We start from the raw sequence: 15,904 nt of genomic DNA on the forward strand, positions 1-15,904 counted from the left end.
GAATTTATATATAAGTAATAATAACAAATAGGATAAAACTATGGCAGGTGGCTGGTCAAGAGATGGTGCAGAGCACGAACAAATGGATGCAACCGTTAATGATGCGTTAGAGCGCGCTCGGCGTGCATTGCCAACGGGCGAGAGCGCTGAGTTTTGTGATGAATGCGGCAATCCCATTCCAGAAGCCCGGCGATTGGCAGTGCCAGGTATTCAGCACTGCGTGAGCTGTCAAACTGAGCTTGAGCAAGAGGCAAGGGCGGCGGAGCTATTCAATCGCCGCGGTAGTAAAGACAGTCAACTGCGTTAGTGGCAGGATAAAAAAGAAGCCTACTATGCATACATAGTAGGCTTCTTTTTTATTCTCATTTTTAAGGCAATGATGTTGAAAATAAAGTCACTATATCACTAATGCCATCAATTCTCGGTCGCGCACTTCCCAATCTATAGCAGACGTCACAGGAGAAGCGTCGTCCAAGTCCATCTGATCGCTTTCATCCCCTGCCTGTAAAATAACCTCAAGTCGGCTGTCTAATTGACTGGCAACAGTGCTCGTGGTCAAACTGTCAGGGGTAAAGTTGATTTGTAACCAACCGTCAGAAGTATGAACCACGCCTTTAATACGTTGCCAGCTTGGCAGTTTTAACAACCATTCTTGTAACTCATCAGCAAGCAATACATAGTGTGCTGGTAGTCGCCAACCCGCCAATAGCATGTCTTGCTGCTTTTCATGATAACGATAAGGCAGCTCAATATCTGGACTGACCGGATTATCATCATTGGCCTGCATAGAATTTGAGCGTGAAGTAGGCGATAAAACGGTATTCGGTGGTCGCAAGCCAACAGAGCGTTTTTGAGGATAATTAATATTAATAGTGCGCTGCTGCGCGATAATATGGCTGGGCGTCGCTAGTTGGTTATTTAGCGTGATTATATCTGTAGTCGACAAGCTGTCATTGTTAGGCACAGCTTGTACAGCACTTGCCCAGATAATATGTACCTGCGCATTGAGTTTGGTTACCCATGCTTGTAGTGTTTGCTTATCGCTATCACTCAAGTGTGTATAGCGGTTAATTACCAAGACATCGGCATCTTTAACATGAGCTTGAAAGCCGTCATGGGTACGATACTTGTCTTGCTGCCATTGCGCACCGCTCAACACTGCGATGACTGCTTGCATTTGTAGAGCGGTCTGCCAATGCGGCGCACTAAGCTGATGTATCAGCTCACGCGGATGAGCAAGTCCTGTGGGTTCAATAATAAGGCGCTGCGGATGATGATCACTGAGCAGACGGCTAATGGCAATCTGGAGCGGCAGCTGACTGGTACAACAAATACAACCGCCACTGACCTCACGAATAGCAATGCTATTCTTATTGACTGTATCGTCTTGGGAGCTTGCCAACAGCGAACCATCGATGCCAATACGCCCAAATTCATTGATCAATAATGCCCAGCGCTCATCGACAGGCTTACTGGCTAACAGCTGGTTGATAACCGTGGTTTTGCCCGCACCCAAAAACCCTGTCACTAAAGTGCAGGGTATGTTTTGGAAAACAGTAGATTTTTTCAAAGCAACATTCATCATAATAATGACATTAAAACAAACTATTCACTTTTGATGGTTTCAATTTCGGCTTCATCAGGAACAAATACATAACCCACACCCCATACGGTTTGGATATAGCGCGCTTGTGAAGGGTTGTCTTCAATCAGACGACGTAGGCGTGATACTTGTACATCGATTGAGCGTTCCATGGCACCCCATTCGCGACCACGGGCCAAATTCATCAGTTTGTCACGAGTCAATGGCTCACGTGGATGCTGAACCAAGGCCTTTAATACCGAAAACTCACCGGTTGTTAACGTAACTACATTGCCATCACGTTTGAGTGTACGCGTGGAGAGATCAAGCGTCCATGGACCAAACTCAACAACTTCAAGCTGATGGCTTGGCGCACCAGGTAGCTCACGATTCTGACGGCGCAATACCGCTTTGATACGAGCCAGTAGCTCTTTTGGGTTAAACGGCTTAGGCAGGTAATCGTCCGCACCTGCTTCAAGGCCAGCGATACGATCGGCATCGCCACCTTTGGCTGTCAGCATAATAATGGGGATATCGCCATTGTTTTCACGCAGGCGCTTACAGATATTGATACCGTCTTCGCCTGGCAACATCAAATCCAATACCACCAGTGAAAAAAGCTCACGCTGCATCAGTTTGTCCATCTGACTGCCATCATGCGCCGTACGTACGACAAAACCATCGTCTTCTAGAAAACGTTGTAACAAAGAGCGCAAGCGGGCATCGTCATCAACCACTAGAATGCGCTGAGTTAAAGTGTCAGGGCTATTGTTGTCAGTCATATAAGCATCCTCTTATAAAAATTATTATCAGCAAAACAATGGGTAAAAATAAGATGGTTTATAAAGTATTGTCATTGCTTTTGGGTCAATACTTTCGAATCAGTCCATAACCTAGCAAAACGGTATAAAATTTTAAAACATTTGTTCAATACAGCAGTACTTAGCGATATTTGTGCTATTGATACTTTAGTGTATAAGATTGCAGTCCCAATTGCATCACCCATAAAGAAAAATGCTGTATGCGTTTGTTTAACAAGGCGACAGAACTTATGATATAAGAGGATTTTTGCTACAAAACACGCGATAAATAACGAAAAGATAAAAAGGATTTTTATTCATGCAGCTTTTGCTATAATGCAAAACTACATTTCTCAACGATTGATACGTATATGAGTAGCACTGATACCTTAACGCCATCTCAAACCTCGACAAATGCGCAGGTTTTTGATGCAACCACACACGCGAATATTCACGACAAGCTTGCTCGCGCGCTTGGCATTAAGACTGCTCAAGTCAATGCGTTTGTCAAACTTTACGATGAAGGCGCGACTGTTCCGTTTATTGCCCGTTACCGCAAAGAGAAGACTCAGAATCTTGACGATGCTCAATTACGCGCTTTAGAAAAGTCGCTTAATTATGAGCGCGACATGGCCACTCGTCGCCTTAAGATCACTGAGCTTTTGAGCACGCAGGGTAATTTGACTGACGAGCTACAGACCCGTATTGATAATGCGACGTCTAAGCTTGAGCTTGAAGACATCTACTTGCCATATCGTCCACGTCGTCGTTCGCCAGCTGCCAAAGCAAGAGCTGCGGGCCTTGACGTTGCTGCCCAAGCGATTCTTACTCAAGAAATAGCGCCCACCGATGCTTTGGCCGATTATCAGATTCAGTCAAATGTGACCGATGATAGCGGTCAAGAAATTGAGGTTGATTTCAGTGACATTGAAAAGCAATTGGCTGGTCTGCAAGCCATTATTGTCGATGAATGGACGCAAGCCCTAGATTTGCTGGATAACTTACGTAATGGCTTTGCCAAAACTGCCAGTATCGTCTCGACTGTGGCCAGTGAAGAAAAACGTGAAGTCGGTGAGAAATTCAAAGATTATTTTGAGCATAGTGAAAGCCTTCAGCGTCTACCGAACCACCGTTTATTAGCGATGCTGCGTGGTCGTCAAGAAAACGTACTAGGGTTAAAGGTTGAGGGCGAAGACGCACCTTTCATCGAAAAAATCATCAATCATTTTGATATTGATGCAAAAGCCCCTGCCGCCCGTCGCGAGTTTTTGGCAGAAGCGGCTAGCAGTTTGTGGAAAGACAAATGGCGTCCGCATATTGAGCACCGTCTATTGACTGAAAAGCGTTTGACAGCCGAAGCAGATGCCATTGAAGTGTTTGCGAATAACTTGCAGCATTTATTGATGTCAGCACCTGCTGGCCGCAAAGTGATCTTGGGCGTTGATCCTGGTATCCGTCATGGTGTAAAAATGGCTATTGTTGATGCTCAAGGTCATGTGATGTTGAATAGCGAAGACAAGCCTGTTGTCGCAACCGTCTATCCATTCGCGCCTGATAACAAGATAGATGAAGCCAAAGCAGTCATCGATGAGCTACTAAGCACCTATCAGGTCGACTTGGTTGCTATCGGCAATGGTACTGCCAGTCGCGAAACCGATGCGATGATTAAAGAGATTTTGGCCGCCAATGATGCCCTAAAAGCCAAAGCCGTTATTGTCAATGAGTCAGGTGCCTCTGTCTATTCAGCCAGTGAGCTTGCCAGTGATGAGTTGGCAAATCTAGACGTGTCAGTGCGCGGCGCCGTATCTATCGCTCGTCGTCTACAAGATCCACTATCAGAGCTGGTCAAGGTCGATCCAAAGGCGATTGGCGTGGGTCAGTATCAACATGACGTCAATCAAAACCAATTGGCTGATAGTTTGGACAAAGTCACTCAAGACAGCGTGAATGCGGTCGGCGTTGATGTAAACACGGCCAGTCCTGCTATCTTGGCGCATATTGCTGGTCTGAATAAGAATGTCGCACAGCAAATTGTCACTTACCGCAAAGAACATGGTGCATTTGAGAGCCGTGAAGCGCTAAAAAATGTCCCACGTCTAGGGGTAAAAACCTTTGAGCAAGCGGCAGGATTTTTACGTGTTCATGATGGTAGCAACCCACTAGATGCCACTGGTGTTCATCCAGAAAGCTATGCGTTGGTCGATAGCTTATTGACGCAAACGGGCAAAGCATTACCAGACCTTATTGGTAATGAAGGGGTGCTAAACACCATCGATACCACAGCGCTTGCAGCCAACGATGATAATGTCAGTATAAAAGCCATTCTAGATGAGCTTGCTAAGCCTGCCCGTGACCCACGTCCTGAGTTTAAAACAGCTAACTTCCGTGATGATGTCAATAGCATCAAAGACCTTAGCGAAGGTATGACTCTAGAAGGTGTGGTTACGAATGTCACTGCTTTTGGTTGCTTTATTGATGTTGGCGTGCACCAAGACGGTCTAGTGCATATCTCACAGATGGCCAATGATTTTGTCGCTGATCCTATGAACCGTGTTAAGCCAGGCGATATTGTCTCAGTACGCGTCATTTCTATCGACGAAAAACGCGGTCGCATTGGCTTTAGTATGAAGCCTGAAGCTGAAAAGCCAACTCGCACAGCGACAAAGGCTGCTGAGGCTAACTCAAGTCACGATGATAAAGCTACTCGTCCTCGCAGTAGCCGTCCTGCAGCTGATAAGCGTCCGTCATCGTCAAAACCACGTGGCAGTCGTCAAGACAATCGCCAAGAAGGCCGACAGGACAAGAGCAGTACTAATACGCGTGGTAAAGCTGCTAAAAATGAGAGCACGGAAGTGCCTAGCAAGATGGGTACATTTGGTGCCTTGTTAAAAGAAGCAGGCGTGACGAAAACAAAAAAATAGCTCATATGCATTTGATATGAATAATTTCAAATAATAAAAAAGGCAGCCATCGGGCTGCCTTTTTTGTATATAGTATTTGTGGAGATGAGCATTAAACATGTGTTAAAAAAGAAACTTCCAAGTACTGTTTGAGTATTTGAGTTTATTCAACCTTCAAAACCAATCCGTGCCTGAATCTTTTTATATATTTGACATATTTAAAACTAGTTATCAGGATCTACTGATCCATCATGTCTGCTTCTTGCTCTTCTTGTAGCATGTCTTCTTGTGAGTCTTGCATGCCTTGTGGTTCAACTTGTAACTGCATGTCTTGTTGAGCTTGCATGTCTTGTTGAGCTTGCATGTCTTGTTGAGCTTGCATCGCCGTAGGCATTGCTTGCTGAGCACTGGCAGGGTTACTAACTTTATTCACACTGGCTCTTGAGATGGTTTGAGTTTCATTAATTACAAACGGACTGGATTGATTAGCACCCTGTTCGACATTCGGACTGGTAGCCTCAGTCTCCATACCATCATTGGCAGATGTAGCTTGCATCTCTGCTTGTGCGGTTTGTATATTCGCTTGCGCAGCTTCCATGTCTGCTTGTGCAGTTTGCACATTTGCTTGCGCAGTATCAGCAGGTGCGGCCATAGCCAAACTTGGGAGAGTAAGTGTGGCACCAATAAGTAGCGATAAAGGTAGAGTACGTTTTTTCATCAATGGATTCCTTAATTTATAGTCTTATAGTGTCAGTTTAAAGGGATTTAAACTTCATGACTGTTTAGCGTTGTTTTATATATAAAAAATTAATGTAGTATTTCAAATATATATATTTAATATCTCTAACATTCAATCTATAGAAAAAATAAAATCATGATAACCATTAAGCGATTATCATGATCGATTTGGATGAAGAGTTTTATAAGCTAAACTAAATGGGTTACAAACTCTGAGTTGGAGAATAGCAATTAAACAATCAATGATTCAGTAGTGCATAGATTAAAAGTCTAACAGATTGATGTTGGCAGGTGACTTTGTGCAACTACTGTACGCTTATTGTCAGATTGAATAACGTCATAAAAGACACTGTCTCTGACGTTATCACTGCCTCTATTAATATCGATAGTAACTAATATAAATACAGCAGAGATTTTTACGGTTTACTAACCCATTAGCAGTTTGCCATTCTCAACGTATTATTTACGATTAAGGATTGGTATCAGGTACACGTTTAACAGGGAAAGTTTGATTGATCTCCGTATTATCGATGATGTCTGCATCTGCTTCCTCACCAACGACAACCGTACGATCCGCTCCCTCAATAGCAACTGCTGTTCCTTGTGCGGTATTCACACGGTTGATCTGATCTGAGGGCGCTATGATGACTTCTTTTACACTGTATTTAGCGGGTCGGATGACACGAGTGGTGTTAACAACGACAGGCTCCATGGTACGAGTCTCAGCAATTGCTACTTGTGCCTCTGGCTCTTTGACTTCACTGACAATGGGAGTAGGAAATTTGTTGCCAAAGTGATTGTCACACTGCTGCATAGTCAATCGCACTGGATTGCCTGCCGCATCCATATAAACGTTGACAGGCATGTCAGCGGCGATAGGCACATATTTTCCTACCAAGGCACCTGAGACACCATAGCGTCCATTTGATTGACCGACGCCTAAGTCACAAGCACCTGCCGCATAATCGCTCGTGGTCAAGCGGTTACTATCAACGACACTTTGAGGAATCATGACTTCTGACAAGCGCATTTTTTTGACGCTTGCTTCTCCTGCTTGGCGTTTGGGGTTTTGATAAGTATAAGGCGTATAAAACTTAGCTGAGCCATCTTTGACAGCAGTGACGCACTCTTCATAGCTATCGTAACCCACATTACCATGGCTATCCGTTACCATAGCCGCGCTCGCCGAGCTGGCAAACATGGCAAAGCCTGAACCTAATACAGCAGCCGCTAATATATTTAATTTCATAATGGTTTCCTCTAAATAATAGATAAATTTTCAATGAAAAACGTCGCAGATAAAAACAGCGAAAATTTCAGAATGCCGTTTGTTATAACGAAATTTTTTGCTGGCATTCACTATATAAAAGGCATTGATTATGTTTAAAAGAATAAATTAATTTTTGAAAATCAATACGCTCAACATTCAAATAAACAGACAGTAGAATGCAGTTGATGCCACAACCTGTCTAATCCTACGCCATTCACTGCAATATGGCTGTGACATTAAGCAGAAGATATGTAGCATAGTGTGTTGGAAACTCAAAAATTAGCAACATCGTTTACCTGAAAATAACGTTATTATTCTTTTTTAACATTACTCAAGCAGAATCTCAGGCAATAAAAAGCCGTGCCTTATATGCAAGGCACGGCTGTGACCGTTGAAAGCTATAACCTACGATGGATTCAAAAACTCAGAAAATATAAGCGATATGAGTTTATTCATATAGCCCAGTGGCACTACTAGTCATTGATCACTTCAAAACTCAAACCTGCATGTTCTTCTAAACGGGTCAACAGTTTGTCACCCATGGCAGAAGTAGGGGTCCAAAAACCACCACCAACATCGTCTTTGCTAATATCTTGTGCCAAACACAATGCCGCTTGTGACAACATTTGCGAGGTGCTGCCATAACCTGGATCTTTATCACCGGTCACTTTGGTCTGAATGGTATCGTTTTTAGCGGTTTGTCCAAAGAATCGAATATCAAAATAACCATCGTCTTGCTCTTCTTTAGACGGCCCAGAGCCTGATTTGGGTAACACATGCTTGGATAAAAACTCACGGCTTGGTTTTATCATCATGGCTGTGGCAAACCCAAACAGGCCAGCACTCATGGCGTAGCTTGATAGTTGCCCTTTGACGCCATCTTTCATCCACATTGCTTCGTCGTACTTAAAGTCGCGACCATACTCATAGTCGAGTAGCTGGTTGGTACGATGAACGATACGAGTATTGATGCTCGCCATAACAAAAGGCGCTAGCCAGCGTTTGTGCTCATCGTCATATTCTGGTTTGTTAATATTGGTTTGACGCACGCTTGGTGCTGCTTCATCGTTATTAAGCAAATAAGGATTTGCCACTTGTTTGCGACGTGAAGGATCCTGTCCAACTTCTTCAAAAATAGTGGCCATTGAAGCAATGGTACCGCCTGACAAACCACCTTTGGCTGCTTTTACCCTCATATGTACCACGTCACAAGCTTCGCCAAACGTTTCTTCTGCTTTGGTTTGGGTAAAGTAAACGCCCAAATCTGATGGTATCGAATCAAAGCCACAGGAGTTGACAATACGAGCGCCACTTTGCTTAGCAGCATCTTGATACTTATCCATCATGTCTTTAATAAAAATGGCTTCGCCAGTAAGGTCAACGTAGTCGGTACCATTCTCAGCACAAGATTTAATCAGAGGCTCACCATATTTCAGATAAGGGCCAACCGTTGAGATAATGACTTGGGTTTGTTTGGTCATCTCATTTAGGCTGCTTGCATCATTACTGTTTGCAATAATGATGTCGACTGGACTTTCAAGTTCAGACTGCAATTTATTGAGTTTTTCCTCATCACGACCTGCGATCGCCCAAGTGACATTCGCGCCATTCTTGTCTTTGGCGTTTGATAGAAAATTGGTTAAGTAGTGCGCGGTTATCTTGCCAACGAAGCTGGTTGCCCCATACAGAACCACCGCATAGGGACGGTTCTCTGTCGCGGTTTCTGATGTGGTTTTTGTCGTATCCATATTGTTGCTCATATTGACTGTCCTTATTGGTATTTTGATAAATGGAATCTGTATAAATGATGGTGTTAGTAAATACTGAGCCAAATCGTCTCTTTGAGCAATAGGTTTATTTGCTCGCTCAGTCTTACTATTGGTATTTATATCTATTACTGCTTAGATTTTTAGCGCCGATGTTTTAGATAATAAATATTTAGCGGAATGTATGTAGTTATAAAAATGCTTTATTTATCCTTAATATTTATAGCAAATTATAAAATGAAGGCATTTATTATCTAGTGTCATTCACCATCGAGACACATAAGTCATATAAAGAGGGACAAACGCGTCATAATAATAAGGTTTGCTACAAAGATTACATAAGTTATCGCTATCATTACTAAAGTGAACGTTTTTTTTAATTGGATATTGCTACTCTATAATCGTAAACGGTTAGAAAGCATACTAAAAAAATAAGAAGTAATTTAAAGGAAGGTTAGGGGAATTAAAGCAAATATTGGTAGTGACTTTTTAGTATAAGTCATTCAGTTTGAATCTACTGTATCTACTGTATATGTTTACCTATTCGATCTTTCAACAATAATTTGAGGAGAATATTATGTTTCGCTGGGCTATAATTTTTGCAGTGGTTGCGTTGATAGCAAGTTTATTAGGTTTCGGCGGTGTTGCTGGACTATCTGCTAATTTGGCATATATTTTCTTAGCAGTTGCTGTCATTTTGTTCATCGTTGCGTTTGTCGGTCGCAAGATGTAATACTAAGTTTGATTGGTTTAGATAAAAAGTCCTCAATTGAGGACTTTTTTTATGCGTATCATAAAACTTATTGCGCTATAGATAGATGGTTAACCAAAAAATGCATAATTAACTAAAACCGTTTTGGTTGAATAATGTGCTCCATACGTTTTGCTAGACGAATATCCAAACTTGAGATACCGCCAGTATCATGTGTGGTCAAACGAACTTTAACCACATTATAAACATTGTGCCATTCAGGGTGATGCTCTAGCGCTTCAGCATGAAAAGCAGCTTGATTCATAAAGCTCATGGCTTCGATGAAATCGCCAAAGTGATAACTTTTGACGATACTATTGCCATCACGCTGCCAGCCTGCTAGGTCTTCTAGCTGCAAATCGATTTGCTTGTCAGATAAACTGCTCATATTAATAACCTTATTATTATGTGGGGTTGGTTTATTAAAGTTATATGGATGACAAAATAGGCCGTAAGATTTTAATGCCTTTATGATTGTCTCTATGGTGAATGACGATCAAACTATAGTAAGTCCTGATATTCTGGATGTTTGCTGATGTACGCGGATACAAACGAGCATTGGGGTACCACTTTTTTATCATTTTCACGCGCATAATCTAAAGCTTGTTTTACCAATGCAGAGCCAATACCGCGTCCGCCCAAGGCTTGCGGTACAATGGTATGGTCATAAACAAGGGCATCGCCACGTTCTTGATAGCTGATGTAACCCGTTTGATTGTCGATAGAAGTCTCAAAACGGTTTGCTGATTGATTATGGATAATCTCTGGTGTTGGATCAGACATTTGGTTGCTCATAGTGATGCTCCAATATTGAATATTATTATCGAATTTTTAGTATTTATTCAGTGTCATACATGGCATTTTGATAATTTTCTATTACTCATTAGTGAATAGTCAAAAAATGCCATGTTATAGATCCAATTATGGATGAATGGCGTACAATTATCTAGGAACTTACCGTAAATCTAGATAGTATGAATGTTAATATATTTACGTGTGCCCCTACCTAAAAAAGTGGCATTGGCTACTGATGTGCTCGATCACAGCATCGTTTTTCACAATATATTATTTTGCATACGCCAAAGTATGACGAAGGGTAGGTGGCAAGAATCGGCTCCAACTACCCAAACGGTGCTCACTCTTATCAATATTGTCAGCAGCAGTATCTGCTTTAGCCAACGATTGCGTATAAGCGTGGTACTCTTCGGTGGTGGGCTGGCTAAAGTGATGAATGCGCCTTAATACTTGCCATAATTGCTGGCTAAAGCGACCCGTATTGTATTCCAGATTGTATTTTTGACACAGTGCTTGCACTTGCGGCGCAATGCCAGCATAGCGGCTGGCGGGCATATCAGGAAAAATATGGTGCTCAATCTGATGGGATAAATTGCCTGTTAAAATGTGAAACCACTTGCTGCCTTTGATATTACTAGAGCCAAGGATTTGTCGTACATACCAATCGCCTTTGCTCTCATTGGCATCAATATGCGTATAAATATGTGCCTGCTCAGTGAAATGTCCACAAAAAATCACAGCCCATGTCCACAGATTGCGGGCAACATTGGCAGTGGCAGTGCCGCTCAAGGTAGTCAATGCACTACGACCACCGAGTGTCAATCCAATCGCAGTTGGCAAGACGACGTAATCTTTTGCCAATTGTCTTGCGATTTTGGCAAGTAAGGCCCGTGTTTTTTGTTGCATCGTTTGGTGCAACTCGGTAGAGTCGGCATATTCTTCAACGCTGATTTGAATGTCATGAAAAGCAACTGCCCATTCAAAACCCAGTGCTAAGACAGCTGTTTTGAACAGATTGTTACGGTCACTTGGCGTCCAAGTCTGCTCTTCAGTAATCCGAATAAGGTGGTAGCCTACGTCGTGATCGAGACCAAAAATATTGGTAAAGGTATGATGTAAGTAATTGTGCGAATGCTGCCATAATGGCGCAGGGCAAACATTGTCCCAATCGAATTTTTGGCTATTAAGGTGCGGATGCTGCATCCAGTCATATTGGCCATGCATGACATTATGGCCAAGCTCCATATTGTTCACTATTTTGCTAAAACTGAGTAGGGCGGTCCCCAATAACCAAGTGCCACCTTGATAGCGCTTCGATGACAATCGGCCTGCCACTGCGAGCAGTCCGCGACCAGCCATCTCGCTACAGGCGACTGCGGCATAAATTCGTTGTATGTAACGCGCTTCGTCACTCCCAAGCGACGCCATTACCTCTTGATACAGTGCGTTTAACTCTTCGCCGAGTGCTTCGGTCTGAGCCTTTGTTAAAGGGTTGCCTGTCAGTATTGGATAATGTCCAGACTGTGGCTGCCTGTTAGCATGACTATTGTCATAATGATGGCTCTCATCCATCGCTACGTTCTCTTTTTTAGGCATACTATGAGTTTTCTCTGATGCTAAAGGCTGAGACGTCTCCAACTGTCCTTCATTTGAAAGAGGCAAATAGGGTACAGCTGATTGAGCTTTGGTAATCGGTAGTAAGCGCATAAATGATCCTTAGTCCAAACCATCCAACTTATGGGTATTGGGTTCGGTTCAATGTAGTGAGTTGACTAACGCATAATAAAAAGCATAAAAGCAGGTTAATAAAAAAATTAGGCTAGTCCGTCATTAACAGACGTTCGCTTAAAAACTTTCAATGATAGACAGTGACACATATCAAGCGGTTATGGTGTTGTTACACATCTAGCACCACATCCGTTACCGCAACATTGATACAGGTTTGAATGAATTCATTACCATCGTGGCTTAGCTTGCCTGTTTGGATATTTTTGACCACGCCGCTGATTTTATGACAACGGCACAATTGGCAAATACCTTGGCGGCAACCATGAGTTAGGCGGATGCCTGCTTTTTCGGCGGCAGCCAATAGGGTGGTATCACTACTAAACTGTCGTTGCCGTGCTCGTAAATAGACCGTCTGTGGCGGTGCTGTCGATTCTTTATTGAGGGTTGGCTCATGGGTTGCATCAAAAAAGTTGGTGCCGAAGCTTTCTACAATGATGTTATCACGCAGCGATTTCCCATCGGGTAAGGTGATCTGGGCAGCGGCGTTATATAAACTCGTTAACAAGGCGCGCGAACCGCAAGCGAATATCTGTGTTTCTGCCAATGAGAGGTCGAGTGTTAATAAACTGTCGGCAGTTAGATGCCGCGTACCTGCTAAATAAGTACTAGCGTCTGCTGTATCAATCAAATGATAAGTAAACTCTGGGTAGGCGGTTGCCAGCTGTTGCCATTGGCTTTGGAGTAGAATGGTGCGATTATAATGCAATAGAATGACGTGGTGGCCATTGTGCAATGCCTCAGTGATGAGACCCAGCATTGGCGTGATACCGCTGCCACTAGCAATAAATAATAATGGTGCTAATTGATTGTGTTCTGTCTCTTTGACCAATGATGCTTGTGCCAAGGTAAAAGAGCCTGTTGGTACGCTGCTTTGAAGGGTTGTGCCGATTGGCATACGTTTGGTCAAATAATCCGACACCAACCCTTGCGGTTTGATCGCGACAGTGACAGTGTGACGCAGTGGATTTTTACTGGTTTTAGCCTTGGTGCTGTCATCAATCCACCAAAGTGGGTGCTCTGGCAAGCCCACTAGCGAGTAACTGCGCTGATGAAAAATTCCTGCAAGGGCAACGCTCACATTGAGGTATTGTCCACCCTGCCAGCCCTCTTGTGTGCGGAGTGCTTGCTGTCTAAAAGCGCGATTGGTCTCAAATCGTAGCGCGATTAAATCATCACTCAGCCGATGCCGTGCTAATAGTCGTATCTTGGGCATACTCAATGACCAAAACGGATGCAAACGTGATTCAATAAAATCAACGAAAGCACCTTGAACCCATTCAGGACGGTAGCCGGTGGCCATAAAACTCTTACCTTTGTGATGATTGTGAATGACGTGCTCAGTGTCCTATCAGTCTTTGAGCATCTTTACTGTTTCTAAGCTAAGTCTAACTGAGACGAACATGCGAAAACTGCTTGATACTAATGTTTTTTTATTAAGACATGCTAACATTCTAACGGCTATTGGTTAAACTATCGAAAGGTTTAATGATTTTTTTTGTGCAATTTATAAAGCCGTTTACAACAGCTTGGTGACTTGTATTGCTCAGTTAACCCAGCTTATTTCTAATTTTATAGCAGTGACCAGATAGAAATGACAGCGCTTTGCGACAAAAGGGGTAAAACACGTGTTAAAACAACCTCTCAGCTTGCAGGGTATGCGTCACAATGCGATAATGACTTATAATTTGTAACCCTGATTTTGAGGTGCAGCGTGCTTGGCATCATGGCTGAGTATGATTCGCTTGCCTCTTCTATGCAGTCTATCGGAGTGTTAATGGCTCAATATATCTACACGATGAACAACGTGTCAAAACTTGTTCCCCCTAAACGTGAAATTCTCAAAAATATTAACCTGTCGTTTTTCCCTGGTGCCAAGATTGGTGTCTTAGGTATCAATGGTTCTGGTAAATCAACTTTGCTCCGTATTATGGCGGGTGTAGATACTGAGTTTAGCGGCGAAGCACGTGCGCAAGCAGGTACGAAAGTCGGTTATCTGCCGCAGGAACCACAGCTTGACGACAGCAAAGATGTCCGTGGTAACGTCGAAGACGGTATGCGCGAAGCATTAGATGCGCTGGCACGTTTAGATGCCATTTATGCAGAATATGCAGAGCCTGATGCCGATTTTGATAAGCTTGCAGAAGAGCAAGGCAAAATGGAAGACATCATTCAAGCATGGGATGCGCATAACCTAAACACGCAGCTAGAAAAAGCCGCTGATGCGCTACGACTGCCACCATGGGATGCGGATGTAAGCAAACTGTCAGGTGGTGAAAAACGCCGCGTGGCATTGTGTCGTTTGCTGCTATCACGTCCTGATATGCTATTACTTGACGAACCGACCAACCATTTGGACGCTGAATCTGTCGCATGGCTTGAGCAGTTCTTACAGAACTATAGTGGTACGATTGTGGCCATTACCCATGACCGTTATTTCTTGGACAACGTTGCTCAGTGGATTTTGGAGCTTGACCGTGGCCATGGCTATCCGTATGAAGGTAACTATACTGAGTGGCTAGAGCAAAAGAACAACCGACTTGAGCAGCAAAACAAGCAAGAAGAATCATTTGCTAAAGCACTGAAAAAAGAGCTTGAGTGGATTCGCAAAAACCAAAAAGGCCAACAAGCCAAGTCTAAGTCTCGTGTCCAGCGTTTTGAAGAGTTGAACTCAACCGAATTCCAAAAACGTAATGAGACGTCTGAGATTTATATTCCACCTGGTCCACGTCTAGGTAATAAAGTCATTGAAGTGAATGACATCTCCAAATCATTTGGTGATCGCTTACTTTATAAAGACTTAAGCTTTAACGTACCAGCGGGTGCGATTGTTGGTATTATTGGTCCCAATGGTGCTGGTAAAACCACGCTATTTAACATGATTACCGAGCGCGACAAACCAGATACTGGCTCAGTTGACTTGGGCGAGAGTGTCAAAGTGGCTTATGTCGGTCAGGTGCGTGACAATCTAGATGACAATAAAACCGTGTGGGAAGAAGTTTCTGACGGCCTTGATATCATTACCGTGGGCGACTACACCACGCCAAGCCGTGCCTATATTGGTCGCTTTAACTTCAAAGGTTCAGATCAGCAAAAGCACGTTGGTCAACTATCAGGTGGTGAACGTAACCGTCTGCAACTGGCGAAGACACTGAAACAAGGCGCAAACGTACTGCTGCTCGATGAACCCTCAAACGATTTGGACATCGAAACCTTACGTGCCCTAGAAGATGCAATTCAAGTATTCCCAGGCACGGTTATGGTGGTCTCGCATGATCGCTGGTTCCTTGACCGTATTGCGACGCATATTTTGGCATTTGAAGATGAAGGCCCAGTATGGTTCGATGGGAATTACACTGAATTTGAAGCGTATCGCAAAAAGACCATGGGTGATGACGCCAGTCCTAAGCGCATGAAATATAAAAAGATTTCTACCTAGGAGTTTGGCCTTAACAGCTTAATTCTTAAGTAATAAAAAAGACCTCTAATGATTAGAGGTCTTTTTTTGTGCTGGATT

At 43.2% G+C, this 15,904-nt stretch carries 13 protein-coding genes; 4 read left to right on the top strand and 9 right to left on the bottom strand.

All coding sequences use genetic code 11. The features are described from left to right. The first annotated feature begins 40 nt into the window (after positions 1 to 40). On the top strand, positions 41 to 307 hold the full coding sequence (locus A3K91_RS00790; protein ID WP_062843584.1) for a DksA/TraR family C4-type zinc finger protein: 267 nt from the start codon (positions 41 to 43) through the stop codon (positions 305 to 307). 90 nt (positions 308 to 397) lie between these two features. Here A3K91_RS00790 and A3K91_RS00795 read toward each other — a convergent pair whose 3' ends face one another. Next, positions 398 to 1,585: a CobW family GTP-binding protein gene (locus A3K91_RS00795; protein WP_062843585.1), complete on the bottom strand. Its 1,188-nt coding sequence runs from the start codon at positions 1,583 to 1,585 to the stop codon at positions 398 to 400. Between the two features lie 20 nt (positions 1,586 to 1,605). Then, the gene (gene ompR, locus A3K91_RS00800; RefSeq protein WP_062843586.1) at positions 1,606 to 2,364 is read right to left on the bottom strand and encodes an osmolarity response regulator transcription factor OmpR; all 759 of its coding nucleotides are present in this window, start codon (positions 2,362 to 2,364) and stop codon (positions 1,606 to 1,608) included. A 389-nt stretch (positions 2,365 to 2,753) separates the two neighbouring features. Here ompR and A3K91_RS00805 point away from each other — a divergent pair, with 389 nt between their 5' ends. Next, complete coding sequence (locus tag A3K91_RS00805; protein WP_062843587.1) at positions 2,754 to 5,303, top strand: Tex family protein; 2,550 nt, start codon at positions 2,754 to 2,756, stop codon at positions 5,301 to 5,303. Between the two features lie 217 nt (positions 5,304 to 5,520). Here the strand turns inward: A3K91_RS00805 and A3K91_RS00810 are convergent, their stop codons facing one another. The 3 genes from A3K91_RS00810 to A3K91_RS00820 form a co-directional block, all read right to left on the bottom strand. Next, positions 5,521 to 6,000, bottom strand: coding sequence for a hypothetical protein (locus A3K91_RS00810; RefSeq protein ID WP_062843588.1), 480 nt, complete (start codon positions 5,998 to 6,000; stop codon positions 5,521 to 5,523). A gap of 489 nt (positions 6,001 to 6,489) precedes the next feature. After that, complete coding sequence (locus A3K91_RS00815) at positions 6,490 to 7,269, bottom strand: hypothetical protein (protein WP_062843589.1); 780 nt, start codon at positions 7,267 to 7,269, stop codon at positions 6,490 to 6,492. A gap of 494 nt (positions 7,270 to 7,763) precedes the next feature. Continuing rightward, entirely contained in the window at positions 7,764 to 9,050 is a 1,287-nt protein-coding gene (locus A3K91_RS00820) for a saccharopine dehydrogenase family protein (protein ID WP_062843590.1), read from the bottom strand. A 583-nt stretch (positions 9,051 to 9,633) separates the two neighbouring features. Between A3K91_RS00820 and A3K91_RS13895 the strand changes: the two genes are divergently transcribed. Next, complete coding sequence (locus A3K91_RS13895; RefSeq protein WP_084387210.1) at positions 9,634 to 9,789, top strand: DUF1328 domain-containing protein; 156 nt, start codon at positions 9,634 to 9,636, stop codon at positions 9,787 to 9,789. A gap of 112 nt (positions 9,790 to 9,901) precedes the next feature. Here A3K91_RS13895 and A3K91_RS00825 read toward each other — a convergent pair whose 3' ends face one another. The 4 genes from A3K91_RS00825 to A3K91_RS00840 form a co-directional block, all read right to left on the bottom strand. Continuing rightward, positions 9,902 to 10,195: a 4a-hydroxytetrahydrobiopterin dehydratase gene (locus tag A3K91_RS00825; RefSeq protein WP_062843591.1), complete on the bottom strand. Its 294-nt coding sequence runs from the start codon at positions 10,193 to 10,195 to the stop codon at positions 9,902 to 9,904. A 113-nt stretch (positions 10,196 to 10,308) separates the two neighbouring features. Then, positions 10,309 to 10,602, bottom strand: a complete 294-nt coding sequence (locus A3K91_RS00830; protein ID WP_062843592.1) for a GNAT family N-acetyltransferase — start codon at positions 10,600 to 10,602, stop codon at positions 10,309 to 10,311. A gap of 270 nt (positions 10,603 to 10,872) precedes the next feature. Further along, positions 10,873 to 12,309 (bottom strand): fatty acid desaturase family protein, encoded by a 1,437-nt coding sequence (locus tag A3K91_RS00835; RefSeq protein WP_228139880.1) that lies wholly within the window; start codon positions 12,307 to 12,309, stop codon positions 10,873 to 10,875. Between the two features lie 190 nt (positions 12,310 to 12,499). Beyond that, on the bottom strand, positions 12,500 to 13,690 hold the full coding sequence (locus A3K91_RS00840; protein WP_062843593.1) for a flavin reductase family protein: 1,191 nt from the start codon (positions 13,688 to 13,690) through the stop codon (positions 12,500 to 12,502). A gap of 474 nt (positions 13,691 to 14,164) precedes the next feature. Between A3K91_RS00840 and ettA the strand changes: the two genes are divergently transcribed. Beyond that, positions 14,165 to 15,826 carry an energy-dependent translational throttle protein EttA gene (gene ettA, locus A3K91_RS00845; protein WP_062845788.1) on the top strand — a complete coding sequence of 554 codons (1,662 nt, stop codon included), beginning with the start codon at positions 14,165 to 14,167 and terminating at the stop codon, positions 15,824 to 15,826. The last annotated feature ends 78 nt before the right edge of the window (positions 15,827 to 15,904 follow it).

It is taken from the genome of Psychrobacter alimentarius (genome assembly GCF_001606025.1).
Classification (GTDB): domain Bacteria; phylum Pseudomonadota; class Gammaproteobacteria; order Pseudomonadales; family Moraxellaceae; genus Psychrobacter; species Psychrobacter alimentarius.